Source organism: Christiangramia pacifica (assembly GCF_057221535.1).
In genome coordinates, this window is record NZ_CM170146.1 from 1,062,116 (window position 1) to 1,087,276 (window position 25,161).

27 protein-coding genes are annotated in these 25,161 nt (G+C 38.2%); 24 read left to right on the plus strand and 3 right to left on the minus strand.

Annotated features, from left to right (window positions below; genetic code table 11):
• The first annotated feature begins 9 nt into the window (after positions 1–9).
• The 5 genes from AC2S94_RS04955 to AC2S94_RS04975 are packed head-to-tail and all read left to right on the plus strand — an operon-like array spanning position 10 to position 4,894.
• A complete protein-coding gene (locus AC2S94_RS04955; RefSeq protein WP_484630406.1) occupies positions 10–1,698 on the plus strand; it encodes a DUF6909 family protein in 1,689 nt (562 codons plus the stop codon).
• 9 nt (positions 1,699–1,707) lie between these two features.
• Complete coding sequence (gene rfbC / locus AC2S94_RS04960; RefSeq protein ID WP_484630407.1) at positions 1,708–2,253, plus strand: dTDP-4-dehydrorhamnose 3,5-epimerase; 546 nt, start codon at positions 1,708–1,710, stop codon at positions 2,251–2,253.
• Positions 2,250–3,101 carry a dTDP-4-dehydrorhamnose reductase gene (gene rfbD / locus AC2S94_RS04965; RefSeq protein WP_484630408.1) on the plus strand — a complete coding sequence of 284 codons (852 nt, stop codon included), beginning with the start codon at positions 2,250–2,252 and terminating at the stop codon, positions 3,099–3,101. The genes rfbC and rfbD overlap by 4 nt, the downstream gene beginning before the upstream one ends.
• Positions 3,102–3,117: 16 nt before the next feature.
• Entirely contained in the window at positions 3,118–4,107 is a 990-nt protein-coding gene (locus AC2S94_RS04970) for a UDP-glucuronic acid decarboxylase family protein (protein WP_484630409.1), read from the plus strand.
• A gap of 1 nt (position 4,108) precedes the next feature.
• Positions 4,109–4,894 (plus strand): glycosyltransferase family 2 protein, encoded by a 786-nt coding sequence (locus tag AC2S94_RS04975; RefSeq protein ID WP_484630410.1) that lies wholly within the window; start codon positions 4,109–4,111, stop codon positions 4,892–4,894.
• Here AC2S94_RS04975 and AC2S94_RS04980 read toward each other — a convergent pair.
• Complete coding sequence (locus AC2S94_RS04980; RefSeq protein WP_484630411.1) at positions 4,875–6,185, minus strand: phenylacetate--CoA ligase family protein; 1,311 nt, start codon at positions 6,183–6,185, stop codon at positions 4,875–4,877. The genes AC2S94_RS04975 and AC2S94_RS04980 overlap by 20 nt on opposite strands.
• An 84-nt stretch (positions 6,186–6,269) precedes the next feature.
• On the opposite strand from AC2S94_RS04980, the gene purD reads away from it, so the two are divergent.
• Positions 6,270–7,541 (plus strand): phosphoribosylamine--glycine ligase, encoded by a 1,272-nt coding sequence (gene purD / locus AC2S94_RS04985; RefSeq protein WP_484630412.1) that lies wholly within the window; start codon positions 6,270–6,272, stop codon positions 7,539–7,541.
• Here the strand turns inward: purD and AC2S94_RS04990 are convergent.
• A complete protein-coding gene (locus tag AC2S94_RS04990; protein WP_484630413.1) occupies positions 7,533–7,763 on the minus strand; it encodes a DUF6341 family protein in 231 nt (76 codons plus the stop codon). The genes purD and AC2S94_RS04990 overlap by 9 nt on opposite strands.
• 43 nt (positions 7,764–7,806) lie before the next feature.
• Between AC2S94_RS04990 and AC2S94_RS04995 the strand changes: the two genes are divergently transcribed.
• From AC2S94_RS04995 to AC2S94_RS05005, 3 genes are all read left to right on the plus strand, one after another.
• Positions 7,807–8,730: a DUF6427 family protein gene (locus tag AC2S94_RS04995; protein ID WP_484630414.1), complete on the plus strand. Its 924-nt coding sequence runs from the start codon at positions 7,807–7,809 to the stop codon at positions 8,728–8,730.
• Between the two features lie 118 nt (positions 8,731–8,848).
• Complete coding sequence (locus tag AC2S94_RS05000; protein ID WP_484630898.1) at positions 8,849–9,457, plus strand: DUF4254 domain-containing protein; 609 nt, start codon at positions 8,849–8,851, stop codon at positions 9,455–9,457.
• A gap of 6 nt (positions 9,458–9,463) precedes the next feature.
• Positions 9,464–10,531 carry a glycosyltransferase family 9 protein gene (locus AC2S94_RS05005; protein ID WP_484630415.1) on the plus strand — a complete coding sequence of 356 codons (1,068 nt, stop codon included), beginning with the start codon at positions 9,464–9,466 and terminating at the stop codon, positions 10,529–10,531.
• 3 nt (positions 10,532–10,534) lie between these two features.
• On the opposite strand, the gene AC2S94_RS05010 is transcribed toward AC2S94_RS05005, so the two are convergent.
• On the minus strand, positions 10,535–11,584 hold the full coding sequence (locus AC2S94_RS05010; RefSeq protein WP_484630416.1) for a 2Fe-2S iron-sulfur cluster-binding protein: 1,050 nt from the start codon (positions 11,582–11,584) through the stop codon (positions 10,535–10,537).
• A 96-nt stretch (positions 11,585–11,680) separates the two neighbouring features.
• Here AC2S94_RS05010 and AC2S94_RS05015 point away from each other — a divergent pair, with 96 nt between their 5' ends.
• From AC2S94_RS05015 to dut, 15 genes are all read left to right on the plus strand, one after another.
• Positions 11,681–13,165, plus strand: a complete 1,485-nt coding sequence (locus AC2S94_RS05015) for a DUF5687 family protein (protein ID WP_484630417.1) — start codon at positions 11,681–11,683, stop codon at positions 13,163–13,165.
• Between the two features lie 10 nt (positions 13,166–13,175).
• Positions 13,176–13,886 (plus strand): ABC transporter ATP-binding protein, encoded by a 711-nt coding sequence (locus tag AC2S94_RS05020; protein WP_484630418.1) that lies wholly within the window; start codon positions 13,176–13,178, stop codon positions 13,884–13,886.
• A 94-nt stretch (positions 13,887–13,980) separates the two neighbouring features.
• Positions 13,981–16,518: a type IX secretion system periplasmic lipoprotein PorW/SprE gene (porW, locus tag AC2S94_RS05025; RefSeq protein WP_484630419.1), complete on the plus strand. Its 2,538-nt coding sequence runs from the start codon at positions 13,981–13,983 to the stop codon at positions 16,516–16,518.
• 12 nt (positions 16,519–16,530) lie between these two features.
• Positions 16,531–16,929, plus strand: coding sequence for a bactofilin family protein (locus AC2S94_RS05030; protein ID WP_484630420.1), 399 nt, complete (start codon positions 16,531–16,533; stop codon positions 16,927–16,929).
• Positions 16,910–17,125, plus strand: coding sequence for an AtpZ/AtpI family protein (locus AC2S94_RS05035; RefSeq protein WP_309562258.1), 216 nt, complete (start codon positions 16,910–16,912; stop codon positions 17,123–17,125). Before AC2S94_RS05030 ends, AC2S94_RS05035 begins: the two co-directional genes overlap by 20 nt.
• A complete protein-coding gene (locus tag AC2S94_RS05040) occupies positions 17,126–17,509 on the plus strand; it encodes a hypothetical protein (RefSeq protein ID WP_484630421.1) in 384 nt (127 codons plus the stop codon). It begins immediately after the preceding gene.
• A gap of 134 nt (positions 17,510–17,643) precedes the next feature.
• Positions 17,644–18,747, plus strand: coding sequence for a F0F1 ATP synthase subunit A (atpB, locus tag AC2S94_RS05045; RefSeq protein WP_484630422.1), 1,104 nt, complete (start codon positions 17,644–17,646; stop codon positions 18,745–18,747).
• A 24-nt stretch (positions 18,748–18,771) separates the two neighbouring features.
• A complete protein-coding gene (gene atpE / locus AC2S94_RS05050) occupies positions 18,772–18,993 on the plus strand; it encodes an ATP synthase F0 subunit C (RefSeq protein ID WP_011711113.1) in 222 nt (73 codons plus the stop codon).
• An 84-nt stretch (positions 18,994–19,077) separates the two neighbouring features.
• Positions 19,078–19,572 carry a F0F1 ATP synthase subunit B gene (locus AC2S94_RS05055; protein ID WP_484630423.1) on the plus strand — a complete coding sequence of 165 codons (495 nt, stop codon included), beginning with the start codon at positions 19,078–19,080 and terminating at the stop codon, positions 19,570–19,572.
• A gap of 3 nt (positions 19,573–19,575) precedes the next feature.
• Positions 19,576–20,130, plus strand: a complete 555-nt coding sequence (gene atpH / locus AC2S94_RS05060; protein WP_484630424.1) for an ATP synthase F1 subunit delta — start codon at positions 19,576–19,578, stop codon at positions 20,128–20,130.
• A gap of 44 nt (positions 20,131–20,174) precedes the next feature.
• Positions 20,175–21,755 carry a F0F1 ATP synthase subunit alpha gene (atpA, locus tag AC2S94_RS05065; protein WP_484630425.1) on the plus strand — a complete coding sequence of 527 codons (1,581 nt, stop codon included), beginning with the start codon at positions 20,175–20,177 and terminating at the stop codon, positions 21,753–21,755.
• 46 nt (positions 21,756–21,801) lie between these two features.
• Positions 21,802–22,662 carry an ATP synthase F1 subunit gamma gene (gene atpG / locus AC2S94_RS05070; protein WP_484630426.1) on the plus strand — a complete coding sequence of 287 codons (861 nt, stop codon included), beginning with the start codon at positions 21,802–21,804 and terminating at the stop codon, positions 22,660–22,662.
• Between the two features lie 113 nt (positions 22,663–22,775).
• Positions 22,776–23,219, plus strand: coding sequence for a hypothetical protein (locus AC2S94_RS05075; protein WP_484630427.1), 444 nt, complete (start codon positions 22,776–22,778; stop codon positions 23,217–23,219).
• Between the two features lie 60 nt (positions 23,220–23,279).
• Positions 23,280–24,722, plus strand: a complete 1,443-nt coding sequence (locus tag AC2S94_RS05080) for an oligosaccharide flippase family protein (protein ID WP_484630428.1) — start codon at positions 23,280–23,282, stop codon at positions 24,720–24,722.
• Positions 24,723–24,725: 3 nt separating this feature from the next.
• Positions 24,726–25,160 (plus strand): dUTP diphosphatase, encoded by a 435-nt coding sequence (gene dut / locus AC2S94_RS05085; RefSeq protein WP_484630429.1) that lies wholly within the window; start codon positions 24,726–24,728, stop codon positions 25,158–25,160.
• Position 25,161 lies beyond the last annotated feature (1 nt).

Genomic DNA, 25,161 nt, shown 5'->3' on the forward strand with positions numbered 1-25,161 from the left:
AAAACTACTATGTCTATATTAAAATTACAGGGCAGAACGAGAGCACAGGAAAGCTCAGGTGCGATTGAGCGCATGTATATTACCATGAGACACCTTTTTAACCGCGGTTTTTATAAGCCAATGGGTGTTTCCGGAGAAACTTTAAGAGAATCATTGCTTACCCTAAGACCTGAAATTTACGGATCTATTGCTAATGACAAAGCTGAGCTGGAAGGTCTTCTTTATGTGATAGACAGGCTGCCACAGGGAATTGAAGAATGCAGGTTCATCAATTTAACCAGTGATGAGGGTTATGGAAATTCACATTTCAAGCCGATCGTACCTCCAAAAAGAAGGAGAAACTGTTACCGTATTGATGAAGAACAAATGAATATCGAGATCACCAGAGGTAGATCTGAAATTTATGATATTCTTACCCACCTTACATTTCTTTTTATCGAGTCACATAAGATCATGAAAAGGGTTTTAATCGATGAAGAGGGAAGTGTAAACCGCGATTGGGAAAAATTGGAAACTGCCGTAACGCAAACGGAAGCATTAACGCAGGCGCAAAGGGAGGTTGCCTTAACACATACCGCAAGTATTTTGGGTAGAACATTTCTTGAAATAAGCAGGTTATATCCAAAATTTTCAACTCCTGATAATCCTGATCGTTTTCTGAGAGTGATCTGGTCTTTAGGAAAAATGGCCATTCGTGAAGCGGTTAAAAATGAGAAGAGGATCATCACTTTCAGTCCGGTTTTAAGGGAACGTTTGGGACACCATATTCACGGTGAGATCTGGTCTAATGATATCAAACTAAAGCTTATTGAAAATAAGCTGATGGAAAGACCTATTCATATCATCAGCGCGAATATGCATAGTGTTATGAATACTCTTTATACACCGTGCGCACTGAAAACTGAACTTAAAAAGAAAAAGCCACTGGATATCTATGAAGAACTTTCTGATAGCGGGAATGGTTCTTTAAGGAATAAGGTTACTAAAACTGCTCTTGATAAAGGAATGTTCTTTATCGAGGATAAGAGCGGAACCAATATAGATGTTCAAATATTTGATACGGCAAAACTTGTAGATGGTTTTTCAGGAACTAAATTCAGCGAACTGAAAAATGAAGAAAAACCGGTTATTATCGTGATGGATTATGCTTTTGGAGAGCAGGCTTATGAAACCATGGATGAGTTATTGAAACCTTTTAATCATGAAGATAAAGAGGTGAAAATGAATGTAAAGTCAATTTCCATCATGGGGAAAGCCGGAATCCTGGAAGGAGGAAAAGGTGATATCATGATTCCTGATGCTCACCTTTTTGAAGGAACTGCAGATAATTATCCTTTTGAAAATCAGTTAAAAAAATCTGATCTCGAAGGTCAGGGTATCAATGTGGTAGATGGTGCGATGATCACGGTATTGGGAACCTCACTTCAGAATAAAGATATTTTAAGGTTTTTCCATGATTCAACCTGGAATGTTTGCGGTCTTGAAATGGAAGGTGCGCATTACCAAAAGGCGATCCAGGCTGCATCCAGATTGAGAGGAAGTATAGATGAGGAAGTAAAGGTTAGATATGCCTATTACGCTTCAGATAATCCTTTGGAAACTGGAAGTACGCTGGCTTCTGGCGGTCTTGGAACTTCTGGTGTAAAACCAACGTATCTAATTACTGAAAAGATCCTTGAACAGATTTTTAACTCATAAACCAGAAGTATGCAGGTAGAAGAAACTCCTTTAAAAGATTGTTTTCTTATCAAACCTAGATTATTCGAGGATCAACGTGGAATCTTTTTGGAAACCTATCAGCGTCAGAGATTTGCCGAACTTTCCGGCTTAGATGAAGAATTTGTTCAAGATAATCAGTCGGTTTCGAAATATGGAGTTTTACGCGGAATGCATTACCAGAAAGGTGAATTTGCACAAACCAAAATTGTTCGGGTGATTTACGGAAAGGTTCTGGATGTGGTGGTTGATCTAAGACCTGATTCACCAACATTTAAGCAGGTTTATTCGGTAATTCTGGATGATGAAAATCTATACCAGTTATATGTTCCGAAAGGTTTTGGTCATGGATTCCTGACGCTTTCAGAAAAATCTGTGTTCGCCTATAAATGCGATCAATACTACACACCGGGTTCGGAAGGTGGAATAATTTATAATGATCCAGACCTGAATATCGACTGGAACTTTCCGGAAAGAGAACTGATCTTATCTGACAAAGATCGGAAGTTGCCGACTTTTAAAGAAAGTTTTGAATGATAACAGTTTTAGTTACAGGAGCGAACGGGCAGCTGGGACATTGTTTTCAAATGCAAGCAAAAAAATACCGGAATTTTAAGTTTATATATTGTTCTTCGGAAGAACTCGATATTACATCAAAAGATGATCTGAGAAAGTTTTTTTCTGAAAATAAAATAGAATACTGCATTAATACGGCAGCTTATACAAATGTGGAGCAAGCCGAAAACGAACCTGAAAAAGCATTCCTGGTAAACGCGGAAAGCGTAGGAAATTTGGCTGAAATTTGTGCTACAAAGGATGTTATCCTCTTTCATTTTTCTACAGATTACGTGTTCAATGGTAAAGCTAATAAGCCATATAAAGAGAGTGATGAGGTAGATCCTATCAATGTGTACGGAGCTTCCAAACTGAAAGGTGAAGAAGAGATACAGTCTAAAATGACTGAATTTTTCATTTTCAGAACTTCCTGGCTTTATTCAGAATTTGGACATAACTTTTTCCGGACTATTTTAAGAAAGGCAGACGAAGGTGCTGAACTTAATATCACAACTTCCCAAAAAGGAACACCCACCAATGCTAATGATCTAGCCGCGTTCGTCCTGGATTTAATTTCAACCGAAAATAAATGCTTCGGAATTTACCATTTCAGCAATGAGGGAGAAGCTACCTGGTATGATTTTGCTGAAGAAATTTTGAACTATTCAGGAAAAATGAATCAGGTAACATTGAATAAGACAGGATTTTTTAAGACCTTGGCTGTAAGACCTGAATATAGTGTGCTTTCGAAAGAAAAGATCACTAAGATTTTCGGGCCTGTAAAAGACTGGAAAATAAGTCTCCATGATCTTTTAGATACGATAGATTAATTATCTGGTTCAAAAAATGGCGAAAAGAATACTTATTACGGGAGCAGCAGGTTTCTTAGGTTCTCATCTTTGTGATAGATTTCTAAAAGAAGGTTATGAAGTGATCGGTATGGATAACCTTATCACCGGGGATCTTAAGAACATTGAACACCTGATGAAGGTTCAGAACTTTGAATTTCACCATCACGATATCACCAAATTTGTTCATGTTGCCGGTGAACTTGATTATATCTTACATTTTGCTTCACCAGCTAGTCCAATAGACTACCTTAAAATACCAATCCAGACTTTAAAAGTAGGATCTATCGGAACACTTCATTGTCTAGGACTTGCAAAAGAGAAAAACGCTAGAATTTTGATAGCTTCAACTTCTGAGGTTTATGGAGATCCATTAGTGCATCCTCAGGACGAAGAATATTACGGAAATGTCAATGCCATTGGACCCCGTGGAGTTTATGATGAAGCAAAACGATTCCAGGAATCCATCACTATGGCATATCATAATTTTCACGGTCTGGAAACAAGAATTGCTAGAATATTCAATACCTATGGTCCAAGAATGCGATTAAATGATGGTCGTGTTATTCCAGCTTTTATTGGTCAGGCATTGAGAGGAGAAGATTTAACGGTTTTCGGGGATGGTTCGCAAACTAGATCTTTCTGCTTTGTAGATGACCAGGTAGAAGGTATTTACAGATTATTATTAAGTGATTACTCGCAACCTGTAAACATTGGAAATCCTGACGAGATAAGTATTTTGGATTTTGCCAAAGAGATTATTAAACTTACGGGTACAGATCAAAAAATAGTCTTTGAAGATCTTCCGAAAGACGACCCTATGCAAAGACAGCCCGATATTACTAGGGCTAAAGAAGTGCTTGGCTGGGAACCAAAGGTTTCCCGCGCAGAAGGAATGAAGATCACTTATGATTATTTCAAAAGTCTGAGTCAGGCAGAATTACAAAAGAGGGAGCATAAGGACTTTTCAAAACACATTAGACGGTAAAATGGAGAATAGGGGACTGGTATCAGTTATAATGCCTGCTTATAATTCGGAGGCCTTTATAACTGAATCTATACAGTCGGTTATTAATCAGGATCACCAGAACTGGGAATTGCTTGTTATTGATGATGCCTCTACAGATTCCACGATAGAAATCGTTAAATCTTTTGCTGAAAAGGATGCAAGAATTCATTTGTTATCCAACCCAACGAATTCCGGAACGCATCATAGCCGAAATAAAGGCATAAAAGCAGCTTCAGGTGTCTACATTGCCTTTCTTGATGCCGATGACCTCTGGAAGCCTGAAAAGCTTTCAAAACAGCTTAAAATATTATCCAAACCTAATGTAGCTGCTTGTTTTTCCAGTTATGACCTAATTGATGAAAATGGCGATCTGCTAAATAAAAAAGTACAGGCCTTACCAGTTTTACATTATGAGAAATTGCTGAAAGCGAATTATGTTGGTAACCTAACCGGAATTTATAACGTGGATATTCTGGGAAAGATCTATTGTCCTCAAATCACTAAACGCCAGGATTGGGCTTTGTGGTTAAAGGTTATCGACGAAGGCGGACCAATTGAAGGTATCCAGGAATCGCTAGCATTTTACCGGTTGAGAAAAAATTCGATCTCGACCAACAAAATTGAAATGCTTAAATACAATTTCAAAGTTTATCATGAGGTATTAAATTTCAGCTTTATGAAAAGTATTTGGAAAATGCTCATCTTTCTGAGAGAACAGTTTTTTATCAAGTCAAAGCAGGTAAAACCTATTTCAACAAGGAAGTAAACTGCTTTAATTTTCCGCTTCTGCTGCGTTTTAAAATATCCTTTCTTTCAAAATTGATCTTCAAATTTTCACCCACATAAGTTGCGATGGCTTCCAGGATTTTCTTGCGTTGATCGGCGGTAAATTCAATTTTGCTTACATATTCAATATCAAATTCATCTATTTTCGTCTGAATGATTACAAACTCTTTTATACGCCCGTTATCTTCAATAATGGTTTTGGTAACGTAATAGAAAGTTAGACCCGGAACTACTTTTCCATCGGGTAACCGCGCAATATCATTGGTTCTTCCTATAAGCTTTTCGAGAATTGGCTTTTTCAGGGAACTGTTTTTTGAAAGAGAACCAATATCCCCGATATCATATCGAATCATCGGGTGAGCTTTATTATAGAGAGAAGTGATCACTACTCGGCCTTCTTCGCCATAAGGCAGAATTTCATCATTTTCACCGAGGATCTCTACATATAGATCTTCCGAATTCACGATCCAGTTATTGTGGGCATCTTCAAAAGCAATTAACCCGACTTCACTCGCGCCGTATTCATTGATCACAGGTACGCCCAGTGAGTTCTGGATAAGCTCCTTATCTTTTTCAAAAAGCCTTTCAGAAGTCACTATACAAATTTTAAGGCTCGGGCAAAGCTCTTTCAGAATAATGCCTTTTTCTTGAAGAAACCTGGCAAAGAGTACAATCGCACTAGTATAACCATTCAAATAATTAAAATCTGATTTTTTAAAGCGTTCCAGAAAATCCTCCATTTTCTTCTCGCTGAGGTCAAAAATATTGAACCTTCTTCTCAGGCTTATTCTGTCCTTCAATCGCTCCTGAATATTGCCATAAAAATCAAGCGGAATTCCGTAGAATCTGGCCTGCAGGGACTTATTAAGGTCTATATCATACCAGCGATACCTATCCTGAAATCCAGCCCAGCTTAAAGCATGAGCGAAGCGATTCTTAGCGAAAATAAACGGGGTGCCACTGCTTCCGGAAGTTTTACCCACGTAGGCAGTTTTAGAGTTATAGGTAGAGCTAAGCCTTTCTTTCAATGGCTGTTGAAGATCAGACTTCTTCATGATCGGAACCTTCTTCCAGTCATCAAAACCATCCCAATTGAAGAATTCTCGATAAAAATCGTTGTGCTGAATATGATAATCAATGATCGCATTTCTCTGCTTTCGTTGATATTTAGCATAGTGCTCTTCCGGGATATTCTGTATGTTTTCCAGCGTTTGCTGCGCCCTTTTGATGGGGAATTTATTCAGCTGTAAAGAAAGTTTAAACCAATCCAAGGGCAGTAAAGCTTTTTTAACGAATTTATTGGTGCTTCAATTTACAAACAATTATTTTTGAGGCAACATTTAAAACACAACTACATGAATATTCTAATCCTAGGCTCGGGTGGTAGAGAGCATACATTTGCTTACAAGATCGCTCAAAGCAGTAAATGCAGAAATTTGTATGTGGCTCCTGGTAATGCCGGGACTTCAGAGATTGCAGAGAACCTTCCGGTGAATCCAATAGATTTCGCAGAAGTTGGTAAAACTGCCCTGGAAAAGGATATTGATATGATCGTAGTTGGACCTGAAGATCCCCTGGTAAAAGGGATCGTAGATTTTTTCAAAAATGATGACAGGTTAAAGAAAATTCAAATCATCGGGCCGTCCAGTCGTGGCGCCTTACTGGAAGGAAGCAAGGAGAGAGCAAAGGAGTTTATGGCTATGTATGATATTCCAACCGCGGCGTATGAAAGTTTTAGTTTTGAAAGTCTCGGTGCAGGAAAGAATTTCCTGGAAACGCTGAACCCGCCTTATGTTCTGAAGGCTGATGGTCTGGCTGCCGGAAAAGGAGTATTGATTATTGATGACCTTGAAGAAGCTAAAAAGGAACTGGAAAATATGCTTTCCGGAAAATTTGGTGCAGCTAGTAAAAAGGTAGTGATAGAGGAATTTCTTGATGGAATAGAACTTAGTGTTTTTGTGCTTACAGACGGGAAAAACTACAAGATTCTGCCCACGGCAAAAGATTACAAAAGAATTGGTGAAGGTGATACCGGCTTGAATACTGGTGGTATGGGCGCAATTTCCCCCGTACCTTTCGCAGATGAAACGCTGATGCAGAAAATTGAAGAACGGATTGTCAAACCAACGGTGAAAGGTTTTTCTGAAGAGGATATAGATTATAAGGGTTTTATTTTCATAGGCCTTATTAAAGTGAATGAAGAACCTTACGTCATCGAATACAACGTGAGAATGGGAGATCCGGAAACGGAAGTAGTTCTTCCAAGAATTAAATCTGATCTGGTAGAATTACTGGAGATGACCTGGAAAACTGATCTGGATAAGGCTGACCTGGAGATTGATTCAAGAACGGCTGCTACGGTAATGATGGTTTCTGGTGGATATCCCGGTTCGTATGAAAAGGGAAAAGAAATTTCAGGAATAAAAGAAATTGAAGATTCAATCATTTTTCATGCAGGAACAAGAAACGATGAAGGCAAAGTCTTAACTAACGGAGGAAGGGTGATCGCCCTGACGTCTTTTGGTGAGGATTACAAAAAGGCACTAAAAAAATCTTATCAAAGTGCAGATAAACTACAATTTGATAAGATGTATTTTAGAAAGGATATAGGTTTTGATTTATCCTAGGAAAGAGTGAGAAGTAGATTCTCTGTTCTCTTCATTTCTATCGTTAAAAATTTTCAATTGCTTCATCCAGTAAAGGAAAGCAAGGAAACCAACGATCATGAATATCCAGTTGAAGATGTTTGCAAGAAACCAGGAATCAAGTTCAAGTGCTCTTAATGCATCTAGAGGATAGAAAAGTATATTTTCAAAAAGCCACGCTATTCCCTCAAAAAAATCTCTCATTGTGTAAACTTTGTTTGTGAGTACAAAAATATAAAAAACCCTAATGCTAACAAGCTTTTTTAGTAAATCAAAACCCATAAACCTTTCGGTGATCATTTTGCTGCTCTCTGTTTTTTACATTGGAGCGAGCTTTACAAACTGGACAAACGGTTTTGATTGGCTAAAATTTTTTGAAAAAACAGGAGTTTTTCTTCTATTGGTGTTAAGCGTTCTGGTACTCAATTTTATAGCAAAGAAAAATGAACTAACTAAGCGAAGCGCCTTTAAAACCTTGCTTTTTACGATATTTTGTATCTCCTTCAGCAGTCTTTTGAGAAACGAAGCCGCTATAATATCCAACCTCTGTATTCTTTTCGGCTTAAGGAGGATCATTAGTTTAAGGTCTCATAAATTCATTCAGAAAAAGATCTTTGATGCGACCTTCTGGATAAGCATCGCCACACTTTATCATTTCTGGTCTGCTTTGTTCTTTTTACTAGTGTTCTTTGCGATTCTGAATTTCGCTTCGAGTTTCAAGAACTGGCTGGTTCCATTTGTAGCATTTTCAGCAGTGGTTTCACTAACAATTTGTTTTCACTTACTAGCTTATGACCAGCTATATTCATTTTCTGATTGGTTCCAGGCAAGTAATTTCGATTTTTCAAAATATGGGGAATTAGAGCTTTTAATTCCTTTGAGTATTATTCTGGGCTTATTGATCTGGACCTTATTTCAATATTTTTCGGCCATACAGAAAGCAAGTGTAACCCGAAGACCGGTGTTGAGTATGATCCTTTTTAGCCTGGTAATTTCTGCTGGCGTTGCCCTGTTCTCACCAACTAAAAATGGAAGCGAATTAATCTTCTTCTTCGTGCCTTTGAGCATTATCGCTTCCAATTACTTCGATAGTAAAAAGGATAAGATCCTAAAGGAGATCATTCTGATAACCTTAATTCTTATGCCTTTTATCGTTGCATTTTTCATTTGATTCTAATGTTTACTACAGGTTTCAGCCGAAACTCTTTTTAAAAATAATATCTTTGTACCTACTTGAAAATTTTAAATTTTCGAGGGTGTTAAATCAAGAATCAGAAGAAATTAATCATATGTTTTCAGATAAAGCTAATAGCATTTTTCAAGAAGTGATCGAAAAATATCACGAAATAGACCAGGTAGATCAGGAATTCAAAAATCCTTACGACGCTGAAAAAGAATTATTAGAACACTTGTTGTACAGAAAATGCTGGATAGATACGGTGCAGTGGCATTATGAAGATATCATTCGTGACCAGAATATAGATCCTGTGGCTGCATTAGCGCTAAAACGGCAGATAGATGCTTCTAACCAGGACCGCACGGATACGGTGGAATATATTGACAGTTATTTTCTAGAGAAATACAAGGATGTGGAGCCAAATACCGATGCTACCATCAATTCTGAAAGTCCCGCATGGGCAATAGACAGGCTTTCCATTCTGGCTTTGAAGATCTATCATATGGCTGAAGAAGCGAATAGAACTGACGCATCCCAGGAACACCAGATGAAGTGTAAAGCAAAACTAGATGTGTTATTGGAGCAAAGAGTCGATCTTTCTACGGCTATCAATCAGCTTCTGGAAGCAATTTCGAAGGGAGAAAAGTACATGAAGGTTTATAAGCAAATGAAAATGTATAATGATGATGAACTAAATCCGGTACTTCGAGGCAATAAATAATTTTACATGAACGGCTCAGGGCAATCTTCAGCTAATAAAAACGGTAATATAAAGCATATTCTTGCCATTCGTTTTTCGGCGATGGGAGATGTTGCGATGACCGTGCCTGTACTGAGCGTTTTTGTCCAAACTTATCCTCATATTCAGATTACCGTGCTTACCAAGCACTTTTTCAGACCACTTTTCAGTCATCTTCCAAATGTAACTGTATATGAAGCAGATCTGAAAGGCGTGCATAGCGGAGTTTTAGGCCTGGGAACACTCGCTACTGAACTTCGTGATGAAGAAATTGACGCGGTTGCAGATCTTCACGATGTTTTGCGTACTAATGTGCTAAGGTCCCTTTTTTATTTCTACGGAATGCCTTTCAAGCAAATTGATAAGGGACGGGCTGATAAAAAGGCACTTACCAGGGATAATAATAAGGTTTTTAAAGAGCTGAAGTCATCGCACCAGCGCTACGCAGACGTTTTTAAGGAATTAGGTTTTCCTCTTGAGCTTTCTGAATATAAACCACCACAAAAAAGGAAGTTATTGCCCAAGGTGTATGATATTGTTGGCAAACAGTCTCAGAAATGGCTTGGCATAGCTCCATTTGCACAACACGATTCCAAATGCTATCCTGAAGACCTGATGGAAGAGGTGATCTCTGAATTATCTTCAGGCGGGAAGATCAAAATCATCTTATTTGGAGGAGGAGAATCGGAAAAACAAAAACTGGAAAACTGGGAACAAAAATTTCAGAATACCGTGAGCGTTGTTGGTAAGTTGAGGTTTACCGAGGAATTGAGTCTTATTTCCAACCTTGATCTTATGCTTTCCATGGATAGTGGAAATGCGCATCTGGCTGCAATTTACGGAGTACCGGTAGTGAGCCTTTGGGGAGTTACCCATCCTTACACCGGCTTTAAAGCTTTTAATCAGCCTTTGGAAAACTGTATTTTACCAGACCTGGATCTATATCCAAAGATTCCGACTTCAGTTTATGGAAATAAATATCCGGAGGGCTACGACGATGTGATGCGCAGCATTCCTCCGGAAAAGGTTATTCAGAAGATCCTGGAAATAATCTAGATCTTAAACGTCGTCAAAATCTACTTTTAAAGTAGGTGTGGTTGGATGTGCCTGGCAGGTTAACACAAATCCTTCATCGATCTCTTCATCAGTAAGGATCTGGTTTTTGCTCATTTCGGCTTTTCCTTCAGTTATTCTGGCCATACAGCTACTGCAAATACCGCCCTGACAGGAATAAGGAACATCGATATCATTTTCCAGTGCTACGTCCAGTACAACATCTGTTCTGTCCATAGAAAAAGTAAATTCCTCATCGTCTACCATGATGGTAACAGCGGTTTTTCCGTCTGTATCTCCTTCAATTTCTTTTTCTTCAGCAGTTGTCGTGAAGAGTTCAAATAAGATCTGATCATCTTTAACTCCATTATTTTTCAGGACTTCAGAAACGTGATTGATCATTTCTTCAGGTCCGCATAAATAGAATCTATCAAAAGGATGATCCTTGAATTTATTCTTTACAACATAGTTTACCGTACTGGTCTCAATTCTTCCGAAATGAGAGTTTTCCTCCCTGGTTCTGCTGTAAATAAATTCTACAAAAAGCCTGTCTGGAAATTTTGACTGGAGTTCTAGTAGCTCTTTGAAGAAAATAGTATCATCAATCGTTTTATTACCGTAAGTAAGTACAAACCTGCTTTTAGGTTCATCGCGGAGTACAGATTTTATGATAGAAAGTATTGGTGTAATTCCACTTCCTGCTGCAAATGCTGCGTAATGACCTGCTTCATTTCCAGGTTTAAAAACAAATTTACCTTCCGGCGGATGTACTTCAAGTACATCACCTGCTTTTAATTTGTTATTGGCGATTACAGAAAACTTTCCACCTTCAACCTCTTTAACTGTCACTTTGAATTCATTGGAATTTGGAGCACTGCATAAAGAATATGCCCGTCTTAATTCCTCTCCGTCCAATTCGGTTTTAATGGTAATGTATTGTCCTGCAGAGAAATTAAATTCTTCTTTCAGGTTTTCAGGTATCTCAAAAGATAAACTTACCGCCTGGGATGTTTCACGAATTATTTCCTTTAATTTTAGCGGATAGAACTGACTCATTATTTTTTATTTGTGCGCAAAAATACAAAGTATGGTTGTTTTAGAAATGTAACAAAAGTTTAAATTTCCATACCAATTGAATAAATAGCGTTTTTTATGTTCAAAAAATTTATCTGGCTGGAATGGAAATCTTTCCTTAGATCTGCCAGTTTTGGAAAAAGCTTAGGCTTGAAGATCCTGATGGCATTTCTTGCCCTTTACTTTTCAACCGTGTTCTTTTTCCTGGGAATTGCCTTATTTCCTATGCTGAAGGAGTTCTATCCGGAAAGCGATCCGTTGAAGGTTGTGAACGGTTTCTTGCTCATTTATTTTCTTTTTGAACTTCTTTTCAGGTTTTTATTACAAACGCTACCGGTAGTAGATATTAAACCTTTGATGGTAATACCTATCAAAAAAAGTAAGGTGGTTAATTTCGTGCTTGTCAAGTCGCTTTTCTCTTTTTATAATTTTCTGCCGCTATTGCTGATAGTTCCTTTCGGAGTTTTCTGTATAGTTAAAGAAGATTATCCGGCGCAAAATATGCTGGGTTGGATGGTCGCGGTTTATGCAACAATTTTATGCGTCAACTACTTGAATTTCATCATAAAAAAACGCTTTACAGAAAATTTGAAAGCGCTTATTCCAGTGATATTCTTAGGACTGGTACTCACTTTATTAGATTATCTGGAAATTTTTGAAATTACAGAATTTGTAGGTCGAATATTTAATTATCTCTATAATCAGCCATATTTAGCAATCATTCCAGTTGTTTTGCTTCTTTTACTTTATACCTGGAATTTCAAAAATCTTTCTGGTAAATTCTACCTGGATGCGGGATTAAAGGGTAAATCAAAGAGCGTAAATACCAAAGAATTTGGATGGACTAAGAGGTTTGGCAGCATTGCACCATTTCTTCAGCAGGATCTCAAGCTTATCTGGAGAAATAAAAGACCTAAAACTACTGTTTATCTTTCCCTGATTATTTTAGGGTATGGGATGATATTTTACCCGAATGATGCCTATCAGGATATGCCAGCTTTTTTTGTTTTCGTGGGAATTTTTATGACCGGAATTTTCATGATCAATTTCGGACAATTTGTGCCTTCCTGGGATGCAGCTTACTATCCCATGATCATGGCCCAAAATATTCCGATGCGACAGTATCTTGCCTCTAAAATGATGCTGATCACTTTCAGCGTAGTGGTCTTGGCAATTTTAACGACGCCTTATATTTATTTCGGCTTGAATATCCTATTGCTGAATATTGCGTGTGCCATTTACAATATAGGCGTGAACGTGCCTATGTTACTATTCGCAGGTTCATTCAATAAAAAGGCCATAGACCTTGATAAAAGTCCATTTATGAATTACCAGGGTACGGGAGCCAGCCAGTGGCTGGTAAGCATTCCACTTTTAATACTTCCGATTTTCTTCTTCTGGCTGATGAATAAATTCGTTAATTATGAAGCGGCGATCGCGCTGATTTCAGGATTAGGAATTATAGGACTGATCTTAAGACCAAGCCTGCTTTCATTTTTGGTACAGAGGTATCGCAAGAGAAAATACGTGACCATCGAAGGATTCAAACAAAAAGGAGACTAAAAAAATTATCATGATTACAGCAACTAATTTATCGAAAGTATATAGCGGAAATAAAGTCCTAGATATTGAACATCTCGATATTCCATCAGGGCAGAATTTTGGTCTCGTGGGAAATAACGGAGCGGGAAAAACCACTTTTTTCAGTTTACTTTTGGACCTGATTCAACCAACTACGGGGAATATTTTCAATAATGAGATCACAGTAAGTCAGAGCGAAGACTGGAAGCCATTTACATCCTCTTTTATTGATGAAAGTTTCCTTATCGGTTACCTGACTCCGGAAGAATATTTTTACTTTATCGGTGACCTTAGGAACCGTAATAAGGCCGATATCGATTCATTTCTTACTCAATTTGAAGATTTTTTCAATGGAGAGATCATCGGAAGAAAAAAGTATTTACGTGATCTGTCTAAAGGAAATCAGAAAAAAGTTGGAATCGTAGCAGCTCTAATCGGTGATCCGGAAGTGGTTATACTTGATGAACCTTTTGCGAATTTAGACCCGACGACCCAGATCAGGTTAAAGAAGATCATCAAAGAACTTTCCAAGGTAAGCGGCACCACGGTTCTAATCTCAAGCCATGATCTAATTCATGTAACTGAAGTTTGTGAGCGCATTGTAGTTCTGGATCGCGGAGTGATTGTTCGTGATATGGAAACTTCTGAAGCTACCCTTAACGAACTTAAAGAATACTTTTCAAGAGAAATTGCCGAAGGCTAGACTGGCACTTATTGGACTTTAGAAAAAGAAGTTTACTTTTACATACTAAACTAGTTGTATCAAAGTTATTCATGATACCCACAATAGGTTCATTTTGAATACGTTTACTCGAATTACTCTTTTTCTATTGCTTTCTGTGGCCATTTTTAGCTGCTCCAGGAAGAAAGACACCTTCATAAACAGGAATTATCACGCGGTAACTGCTGAATACAATACATTATATAACGGTGAGATCGCTCTGGAACAGGGGAGAGAGGAGATCAACCAGAATTACGCAGATAATTATTGGGATATTCTGCCCATAGAAAGAATGGATGTAGATGATAAGATCCTGCTTCCTGACAGTGTACGAAATCAGAATTTTGGTAGAGCCGAAGAAAAAGCGGTAAAGGCGATACAGAAACATTCCATGCAAATTAGCGGAAAGGAGAGGAATCCGCAGATGGATGAGGCATATTTGCTTTTAGGAAAAGCCAGGTATTTTGATCAACGTTTTGTACCAGCCCTTGATGCCTTTAATTATATACTATATCGTTACCCGGCGAGTGATAATATCAATCACGCCAGGATCTGGCGGGAAAAGACCAATATCAGGATTGGAAACGAAAAGCTTGCCATTGAAAATCTGAAAAAGATTCTTAACTCAGACAGGCTGAAAGACCAGGATATCGCAGATGCAAATGCGAGTTTAGCCCAGGCCTATATCAATTTGAAATATATTGATAGTGCGGTGAATCCGTTGAATACGGCCGCAGAATTTACCGCTGTAAATGCTGAAAAAGGTCGCTACTATTACATAATTGGTCAGCTGCATAATCGTTTAGGGGAAACGGCCACGGCAAATGCTGCTTTTGACAGGGTAATAGATCTTAATAGGAAATCTCCCCGCATATATTTTGTAAACGCTTATGTTCAGAAAGCCAGAAATTTTGATTTCAATTCTGGAAATAATCAGTATCTGCTGGATCTTTTAACCGAACTTGAAGAAGATCGAGAAAACAGGCCATATCTTGATAAGATCTATTTTCAATTGGGGGAATATTACAGCAGGCTGGATTCCACAGAAACCGCTTTAGCTTATTACAACAAGTCATTGAGAGCTCCTTCTAGCGATATTTATCTAAAATCAATCAATTATGAAATTTTGGCGAATATCAATTTTGATCGTGCTGAATACCAGGATGCGGGAAAATATTTTGACAGCACACTGACTTATATGTCACCAGATCTTTTGGAATATCGAACCATTAAGAATAAAAGATCGAATCTGGATGATGTGATCAAGTATGAACAGATCGCTGAAGAAACAGATAGTATTTTAAGATTAACAAAGCTTTCCGAAGATGAAAGAATCGCATACTTCACCGAGTATACCGATTCCATGAGGGAAAAAGCGCTTAGAGATATTGAAGCCGGGGAATTACCTGTTTACACCGCTGGAATTGGTGCTCAGAATAGTTTTCCTTCAGCAAATGTCCCGCCAGCAGGTCCTAATAGCGGAAATACATTTTATTTCTACAATCCGTTGAGGGTATCAAAAGGAGCCCAGGAATTCATGCGTGTTTGGGGAAGCAGAGAACTTTCAGATAACTGGAGATGGGGTTCTACCGCATTAAACCAGAGTTCAGTGAATGCTCAGGAGCGCTTGATGGATATCAATCTGGATAATGATCCTATTTACGATCCCATGATATACGTAAACCAGATCCCTTCAGAACAATTAGTTCTGGATAGTTTGGCCACGCAACAGAATCTCGCTTATTACCAACTGGGAGTTATTTACAACGAAAATTATAAAGAGTACGATCTTGCTGCAAAAAGGCTGGAATTCTTACTAGGAAATAGTCCGCAGGAAAGATTAATTCTGCCTGCTAAATATAATCTTTATAAAATTTACGAGGCGCAGGGAAGGTTGAACGAACAACAGGCTTTGAGAAATGATATTCTTCAGAATTATGGAAATTCGAGATATGCCGCTTTTATCAATAATCCGGAAAGTGTCCAAAGAGATGAAAATAGCCCGGAAGCTTTATATAATAATTTGTATAAAAAATATGAGGCTCAGGAATTTGAAGAAGTAATCAAAATTTCTAACGAATATGTTTCCCAATTTACGGGAGATCCTATTGTTCCAAAACTGGAATTATTAAAGGCACGTGCCACAGCCAGGTTAATGGGTGTGGATGCTTACGAACAGGCCCTGAATTATGTTGCGGTGACTTTCCCTCAAAGTAAAGAAGGGCAGAGTGCACAGCAGATCCTGAATACTACTATTCCGGAGTTAAAATCTCTTGAATTCAGTTCAGATAGCCTTCAGAATAAATACAAACTTATATATCCGGTTTCCGTAGATGAAATGGAGGAAAGCGAGGAATTAGCTAAAACAATTGAAAGCGCATTGTCAGAATTGGACTACAGTCAATTAAATGTTTCAATTGATCTGTATGACGTTGATCGTAAATTTATTGTAGTTCATGGATTAAGCTCTAAATCTAAAGCTTTAGGATTTCAAGAGCTACTTCGGGAAAATAAAAAATATAAAATAGCAAGGGAAGCTTTTGTAATGTCGGCGGAAAATTATAGAATTGTACAAATTAAGAAAAATTTAAGATTTTACATGGACAACTTCTAAACCCTACAACTTATGTTTTCTGATACCAAAAAGACCAAAACTGCTTCAAACCAAAACGAACAAAATAGAATTGCTGCCGGCACCTTAATTACTGGGGAAATTTCTGGTAAGGGTTGCTTTAGAATCGAAGGCACCCTTGAAGGTAGTTTGAAGACTCCGGGAAAGGTGGTGATAAGCAAGGGAGGTTTGATCAATGGAACTCTGGAGTGTGAAAATGCAGATATTGAAGGGAATTTTAAAGGAAAACTGTTCGTGAAAGGAACTTTGAGTTTAAGAGGCCCAGCCAATATTGAAGGTGAAGTGATCGCAGGTAAATTGGCGGTAGAGCCTGGAGCGGTATTCAATGCCACTTGTGAAATGAACGGAGGAGTGAAGCCACTTCAACAAGACAATGAAAAAAGATCAGCGTAATAAATACCTCGGCTTTGTAAATATTGCTTTTCAAATGGGCATTATTATCGCCGTCGGTGTTTTCTTGGGAATTTGGCTGGACGGCAAATTCCCCAATAAATATTCTGCTTATACCATTTCCCTTTCGCTTTTAGGTGTGTTCATAGCACTCTACCAGGTGTATAGGTCGGTTAAAAACCTGAACGAAGACGAATAGATGCAAGACAAACTAATTTCATTTCTGAAATCCTTTATCCCGTTTTCAATTTTACTCCTAATTATTCAGTTTTCGGTGGTGAATTATGTACTCGAAATTGAATTCTATTATTCCACGATCGCAATTTATTCTTTTCATATATTCGCTACCTTCCTTATATATCTTTCTCTAGTTTACGTTAATAAAACCTTTAGTGATAAAACGGGGTTTGCCTTTATGGCGTGTAGTCTGCTGAAAATGCTTGCGGCAGTTCTGTTTCTGCTACCCATGATGCTGAATGATGTTCCCAATCCTTTTCAGGATCTAATGGCTTTTTTCATCCCTTATTTATTATACCTGATCTTCGAAACAATTTACGCGGTAAGGCTTATAAATACTAAATAACAATCTGTCTTTCAGTAAAATCGTTAAAATTGCCGAAAGACCTAAAAAAATATACGGCGGGCTTTCAGATAAAAATTAAAAGTATACCTTTGCACGGAAATTTAGAGCCCATAATTTTAAGTAGAACAGGTACTATGACAGCACGGAAATCTTTAGTGATTAGCTTGTACTTTGCGATAGCATTTACTATTTCCCCATTATTTTCTTTTGCTCAGGAACACGAGAAGGAGGAAACGTCACTTCAGGAAGCTGAAGAAAAGTTTAACGCAACCGAGATGATCATGCACCATATTGGTGATGCTCACGGTTGGCATTTCTTTGGAGAAGGGGATAGTTCAGTTACACTTCCGTTGCCCGTGATACTTTATACTGATAATGGGTTGGTGACATTTATGTCCAGCGAATTCCATCATGATACTGAAGGGCATCATATTGTTGAAAAAGACGGGATGCGTTTTGTAAATCTTCATGAAGATATTTATAAGCTGGATGCAGGTGCTGAAACTGTTGAATTTGATGCGGAGCATCATCCTGTTAATGCTTCTAAACCATGGGATCTTTCTATCACTAAGAACGTTGCTGCAATGTTTCTTACCGTGATCCTGATGATCCTTTTCTTTTCAGTTGGATTAGCCAGACATCACAAGAAAAACGAGCACGCTCCTAGAGGATTTAATAACATTCTGGAGAGTCTTGTATTATTTGTGAGAGATGACATTGCAATTCCTCAGATCGGAGAGAAAAAATATATGAAATTCATGCCTTTCCTATTAACCGTGTTCTTCTTTATCTGGATCACGAACTTAATGGGACTATTACCTGGTGCTGCAAACGTAACTGGTAATATCGCAGTAACAGTTTCTTTAGGTCTTTTCACCATGTTGATCATGATCTTTAACGGTAATAAAGATTTTTATAAGCATACTTTCTGGATGCCAGGTATTCCAACCTGGGTAAAGCCAATTCTGGCAGTAGTGGAAGGTCTTGGATTGCTTATTAAACCAGCTGCACTTATGATTCGTTTGTTTGCGAACATTACTGCAGGTCACATTATCATCCTGAGTTTGATCGGTTTGATATTTATTTTAGAAAATGCAGGTATTGCCGGAGTTTCGGTTCCGTTTGCCTTATTTATAACAGTATTGGAATTGTTAGTAGCATTCCTTCAAGCGTTTATTTTTACGATTCTGTCTGCCCTATTTATCGGGATGGCAGTTGAGGAACATGAACATCATTAATTTTAATTTTTAATTTTTTCAACTATGGAATTATTGTATGTAGGTCTTGCAGCTTTAGGAGCTGGACTAGCGGTTCTTGGAGCCGGAGTAGGTGTTGGTAAAATCGGTGGTTCTGCCATGGATGCTATCGCACGTCAGCCAGAAGCTTCTGGAAAAATCCAGACAGCTATGATTATCGCTGCTGCACTTGTAGAAGGTGTTGCTCTTTTTGGAGTAGTTGCCTCTTTACTAGGTGTATTAAGATAATTAATTTCAAAGAGTCCCTTTCGCAACGGTTGGTTGCGAAAGGACTTCTTTAAATGATGTTTTTAACTATTATTATTTAAAACTATGGATTTAATAACTCCCGAAATTGGCTTGTTCTTCTGGCAAACCGTTGTTTTTTTAGTTCTGCTTTTCCTTATGGCGAAGTTCGCCTGGAAACCTATTCTTAATTCAGTAAGAAACAGAGAGCAGTCTATTAACGATGCGTTGGCTTCAGCTGAAAATGCTCGTAAGGAAATGCAGAATCTTAAATCTGATAACGAGCAGCTTATGAAAGAAGCTCGTGCAGAAAGAGATGCGATCCTTAAGGAGGCCCGTGAGTTAAAAGAAAAGGTGATTACTGATGCTTCTGAAGAAGCTAAAGTAAAAGCTGATAAAATTGTTGCAGACGCTAAAAGAAGCATTGAGCTTGAAAAGCAATCTGCAATGGCTGAACTGAAAAATCAAGTTGCTGAACTTTCAGTAGAAATCGCTGAAAAAATCGTTCGCAAGGAGCTTTCAGATAAAAAAGAACAACACCAGATGATCGAAAAGATGATCGGTGATGCAAAGCTAAACTAAGTTATGAGAGGAACCAGAGCCGCACAACGTTACGCAAAGGCGATCCTTTCTTTAGCAAAGGATAAAAATTCGGCGGAAGCTGTAAATAAGGATATGATCTCGATCTCCAGAACCGTTTTGAACAGTAGAGATCTTGAAAATATGCTTACCAGTCCTGTAGTAAAAGACAGTATCAAGAAAAGCGCGCTGCTTAAAATTTTCAAGGATCTTGATGCCGTTACCAAAGGCGCGATAGATATCCTGCTGGAAAATGGTAGAATCAAGATTCTTCATTTGGTAGCGAGGCAGTATATTATCTTGTTTAATGAAATGAATAATGTACGGCAGGCTGTTGTTACAACTGCGGTACCTCTAGATAAAGAACTAGAAGCTGTGATTCTTGCCAAGGTAAAAGAATTAACAGGTTCAGAAGCCAGTCTAAAAAGCATCGTAGATGAAAGCATCATCGGTGGATTTGTGCTAAGAGTTGGAGATTTGCAATATGATGCAAGCGTTTCAAGAAATCTTACAAGACTGAAAAGAGAATTAAAAGACAACACATACGTTTCAAAAATTTAATTAAAACCGGTACGCAATAGCGTGCCATTTTATCTTGAATAATTATGGCAGAAGTAAATCCTGCTGAAGTATCAGCAATATTAAAACAACAATTATCAGGTTTTGAATCCAAGGCCTCTCTAGATGAAGTAGGTACCGTTCTAACCGTAGGTGACGGTATTGCGAACATTTATGGATTGGCTAATGCTCAGTATGGAGAATTGGTTCAGTTCGAAAGCGGTCTGGAAGGGATCGTTCTTAACCTTGAGGAAGACAATATTGGGGTAGTACTTTTAGGTCCTGCAAAGGAGATCAAAGAAGGTTCTACTGTAAAAAGAACTCAGCGAATCGCTTCTATCAATGTTGGTGAAGGAATCGTTGGGCGTGTAGTTGATACTTTGGGTGCTCCAATCGATGGGAAAGGTGCCATTGAGGGAGAAACTTTTGAAATGCCACTTGAGCGTAAAGCTCCTGGGGTAATTTACCGTCAGCCGGTAACAGAGCCACTTCAAACTGGAATTAAGTCTATCGATGCCATGGTGCCGGTAGGAAGAGGACAGCGTGAGTTGGTAATTGGTGACCGTCAAACTGGTAAAACAACAGTTTGTATCGATACCATTCTTAACCAGAAAGAATTTTACGATGCTGGGGAACCAGTATACTGTATATATGTAGCTATTGGTCAAAAGGCTTCAACAGTTGCTGCAATTGCAAAAACTCTTGAAGATAAAGGAGCATTAGCTTATACAACTATTGTTGCGGCAAATGCATCAGATCCTGCTCCAATGCAGGTTTACGCTCCATTCGCAGGTGCTGCGATTGGTGAATACTTTAGAGATACAGGTCGTCCTGCATTGATCGTTTATGATGATCTTTCTAAGCAGGCGGTAGCGTATCGTGAGGTGTCCCTTTTACTTCGTCGTCCACCGGGACGTGAAGCATATCCTGGGGATGTATTCTTCCTTCACTCAAGACTTCTTGAGCGTTCGGCTAAGGTAATTGCTGATGATACGATTGCAAAGCAAATGAATGACCTTCCAGACAGTCTTAAGGATAAAGTGAAAGGTGGCGGATCACTTACTGCTCTACCAATTATCGAGACTCAGGCGGGAGACGTTTCGGCATATATCCCAACCAACGTAATTTCGATTACTGATGGGCAGATCTTCTTAACGTCAGATTTATTCAACTCTGGGGTTCGTCCAGCAATTGACGTAGGTATTTCAGTATCTCGTGTTGGTGGTTCGGCGCAGATCAAATCTATGAAGAAAGTTGCTGGTACTTTAAAACTTGACCAGGCTCAGTATCGTGAACTTGAAGCTTTTGCTAAGTTTGGATCTGACCTTGATGCAGCAACCATGAACGTAATTGAAAAAGGTAAGCGTAACGTGGAAATCCTTAAGCAGGGTCAAAACGATCCTTACCCGGTAGAAAATCAGATCGCTATCATTTACGCAGGTTCTAAGAACTTGTTGAGAGATGTACCTGTTGAGAAAGTAAGAGAGTTTGAAAGAGATTATATCGAATATCTTGATGCGAAGCACAGAGATACGCTAGATACTCTTAAAGCAGGTAAATTAACTGATGAAGTAATTGACACTTTAACTCAGACTGCTAAAGAACTTTCGTCTAAATACAAGAACTAAATTTAAAATTCAGGATTTTAAAATTTTGAATTTATAATTATAACAAATGGCAAACTTAAAAGAATTACGTAGCAGGATCACTTCGGTTTCCTCAACGATGCAGATCACCAGTGCCATGAAAATGGTATCGGCTGCAAAATTGAGCAAGGCTCAGGATGCAATTACATCTATGAGACCTTATTCGGAAAAGCTGACCCAATTGCTACAGGATTTAAGTGCTACTCTGGATGATGACTCTGGAAGCAAATTTGCTGAGGAGCGTGAGGTTAAAAAAGTTCTTATAGTTGCTATTTCCTCTAATAAAGGTTTAGCCGGTGCTTTTAACACCAACATCATCAAGAAGGTAAAGACTAAGATTCAGGAAGAATATCAGGGAAAAGATGTAGATCTTTTAACTCTAGGTAAAAAAGGAAATGATATTCTGAAGAAAAGCTTTGATATTTATAAAAATAACAACGCGATCTTCGATGATCTTAGTTTTGAAAATGTATCTGAAATTGCTGAAGAGTTGATGCAATTATTCCTGGATGGAAAATATGACAAAATTGAAGTGGTTTATAACCAGTTCAAGAATGCAGCGACTCAATATGTAATGGATGAACAGTTACTTCCTATCGAGAAATTTGAAAGTGAGGATAATAAGCAGCTTGATTACATTTTTGAACCTTCAAAACTTGAGATCGTTAAGGATCTAATTCCTAAATCTCTAAAAATGCAACTTTTCAAGGCGCTTAGAGATTCATTTGCAGCAGAGCATGGCGCACGTATGACGGCGATGCACAAGGCAACTGATAATGCGAAGGAGCTTAGAGACGATCTTAAATTATCTTATAACAAAGCCAGACAGGCTTCTATTACCAATGAGATCCTTGAGATCGTTGGAGGTGCAGAAGCTCTTAACGGATAAAAGTAATTCTGAAGTAAATTCAGAACAACGAACAAAAAAGCCCTCAATTTAGAGGGCTTTTTTATTTGGTATGAGTTTTGTTTTTATACCTTCAAATCTAAAAACCTTACGATATGAAAAATGTATTACACTTTATGGCAGGAATATTTATTTTGACTGTTTTCGCTTCTTGTGGCAGCAATAAAGATCTTCAGGAACGTGCTCCTGCACAATTCAATGAAGTATTCTATACCTATAATTCAGATGGAATTCAGTTAAACATTCCGGTAGCAGCAATCCAGGATGAACGTGTAAGTATGGATGCGGTATATTTTCATGGAATGAAATCTCCCTTGAAAAAAAGTGAAGAAAAGCCCAATCTTTATGTGGCAAATTTCCGCATGGGCACTGGAGATATGGTAATGGATGAAGACCCGAAGAAAGAATACGGGAATAAACCACCTCAATTACCTGAAGAAAGCCCATTTTCAATAGATGATGATGAGGCGATTCTCGTTTTTACTCAGAACGACAAGGTTAAATACTACAAGCTAACAGGGATTGTGGAAAAGGAATAATGCGAAAGCTTTTATAATCCTGATTTATTCAGATATTTGTAATAAACCAACCTGCTCCTGTTGAGTACTTTAAAAAGATTTTTTCAAGACACTCTTATTTACGGTTTTGCAACGGTATTTCCCAGACTGATGAATTTCGTGCTGGTACCGTTGCATACTGATATCTTACCTGCAGAGGAATATTCAGTAAATACGGTTTTCTATGTTTGGGCGGCATTCTTTAATGTTTTGCTCACTTATGGAATGGAAACCTCCTTTTTCAGATTCTTTAGCAGGGCTAAGGAAAAATCTAAGGTGTTCTCAACCGCTTTCATTGCGCTTACGGTAAGCACAGTACTTTTTGCTGTTGGTGTCTTTGTTTTTCAGGAACAACTTATCAATTTGCTGGATCTTGATCCTTTCTATTTCCAGATCTTATTCAGCGTTTTGGTTCTGGATACTCTGGTTGTGGTTCCCTTTGCATATTTGAGAGCAACTGGAAGACCGGTGAAGTTTGCCGGTATTAAAGTGATCAATATCCTGATCGTGGTTCTGCTGAACTTTTATTTTCTCTGGTTCGTCAGGGATTTTCCGCAATTTGCACCTCAGATTATTTTAGACAATTACGGTCCTAAAGACATTGTAGGATATATATTCATTGCCAATTTGGCGGCCAGTGCAGTCACATTTTTACTATTACTGCCTTATTTTTTTAAAACGAAGATCAGTTTCGATTTTTCGATTTTCAGGCAAATGTGGAAATATGGCTGGCCAATTATGGTGGCCGGGATCGCATTTGTCATTAATGAAAACCTGGATAAATTGTTAATTAAGGATATGATTTCAGATGAAATCATGGGAGCCTATTCCGGTTGTTATAAGTTGGCTGTTTTTATGACCATTTTCGTCCAGGCTTTTAAAATGGGTGCGGAACCTTTTTTCTTTAATCATGCCGAAAAAGAGAATGCGAAAGAAACTTATGCAGATATTCTGAAATATTTCGTGATATCTGGAAGCCTTATCTTTTTGATCCTGGTTTGTTTTATTGACTTTTTCAAGAACCTTGTTATCCGTGATCCGGAATACTGGATGGCGATCAGTATTGTTCCGATCATACTTTTGGCAAACCTATTTCTCGGCATCTATCACAATCTTTCGGTATGGTACAAACTTACTGACAGAACGCGTACAGGAATGTATATCTCCATTCTTGGAGCATTTATAACTATCGGTTTGAACCTGTTATTAATTCCTGTTCTTGGATTTATCGCCGCTGCCTGGGCAACTCTGGTCGCTTATGGAAGCATGATGCTGGTATCTTATTTTCTTGGAAAGAGATATTATCCGGTGCCTTACGATATCAAGAGAATTGCAGGATATTTAACGCTTTCAGTAATAATTTCAGCAATCTCATTTTATGTCTTCCCCGGAAATTATTTAGTTGGAATACCGTTATTATTAGTATTTATCGGGATAGTCTATTTTTCAGAAAAAGAACAAATTCTCAAAATCATACAATCTTAAATCATGGAGATTAAAATTATAAACAAGTCGGCTCATAAATTGCCGCATTACGAAACAGATTTTTCTGCTGGGATGGACCTTCGAGCTAATATTGAAGAGCCGATAACTTTAAAACCCTTGGAAAGAGCTATTATAAAAACAGGACTTTTTATGGAGTTGCCTTTAGGTTTCGAAGCCCAGGTAAGACCTCGTAGTGGTTTGGCAGCAAAAAAGGGAATCACTGTTTTGAATGCTCCAGGCACAATTGATGCTGATTATAGGGGAGAAATAGGGGTGATACTTGTAAATTTGTCTAATGAAGATTTTGTGGTGAACAATGGCGAACGAATCGCTCAAATGGTGATCGCAAAACACGAACATATATCCTGGAACGAAGTAGATATTCTTGGTGAAACCTCACGTGGAGCCGGGGGATTCGGAAGTACGGGACACAAATAAG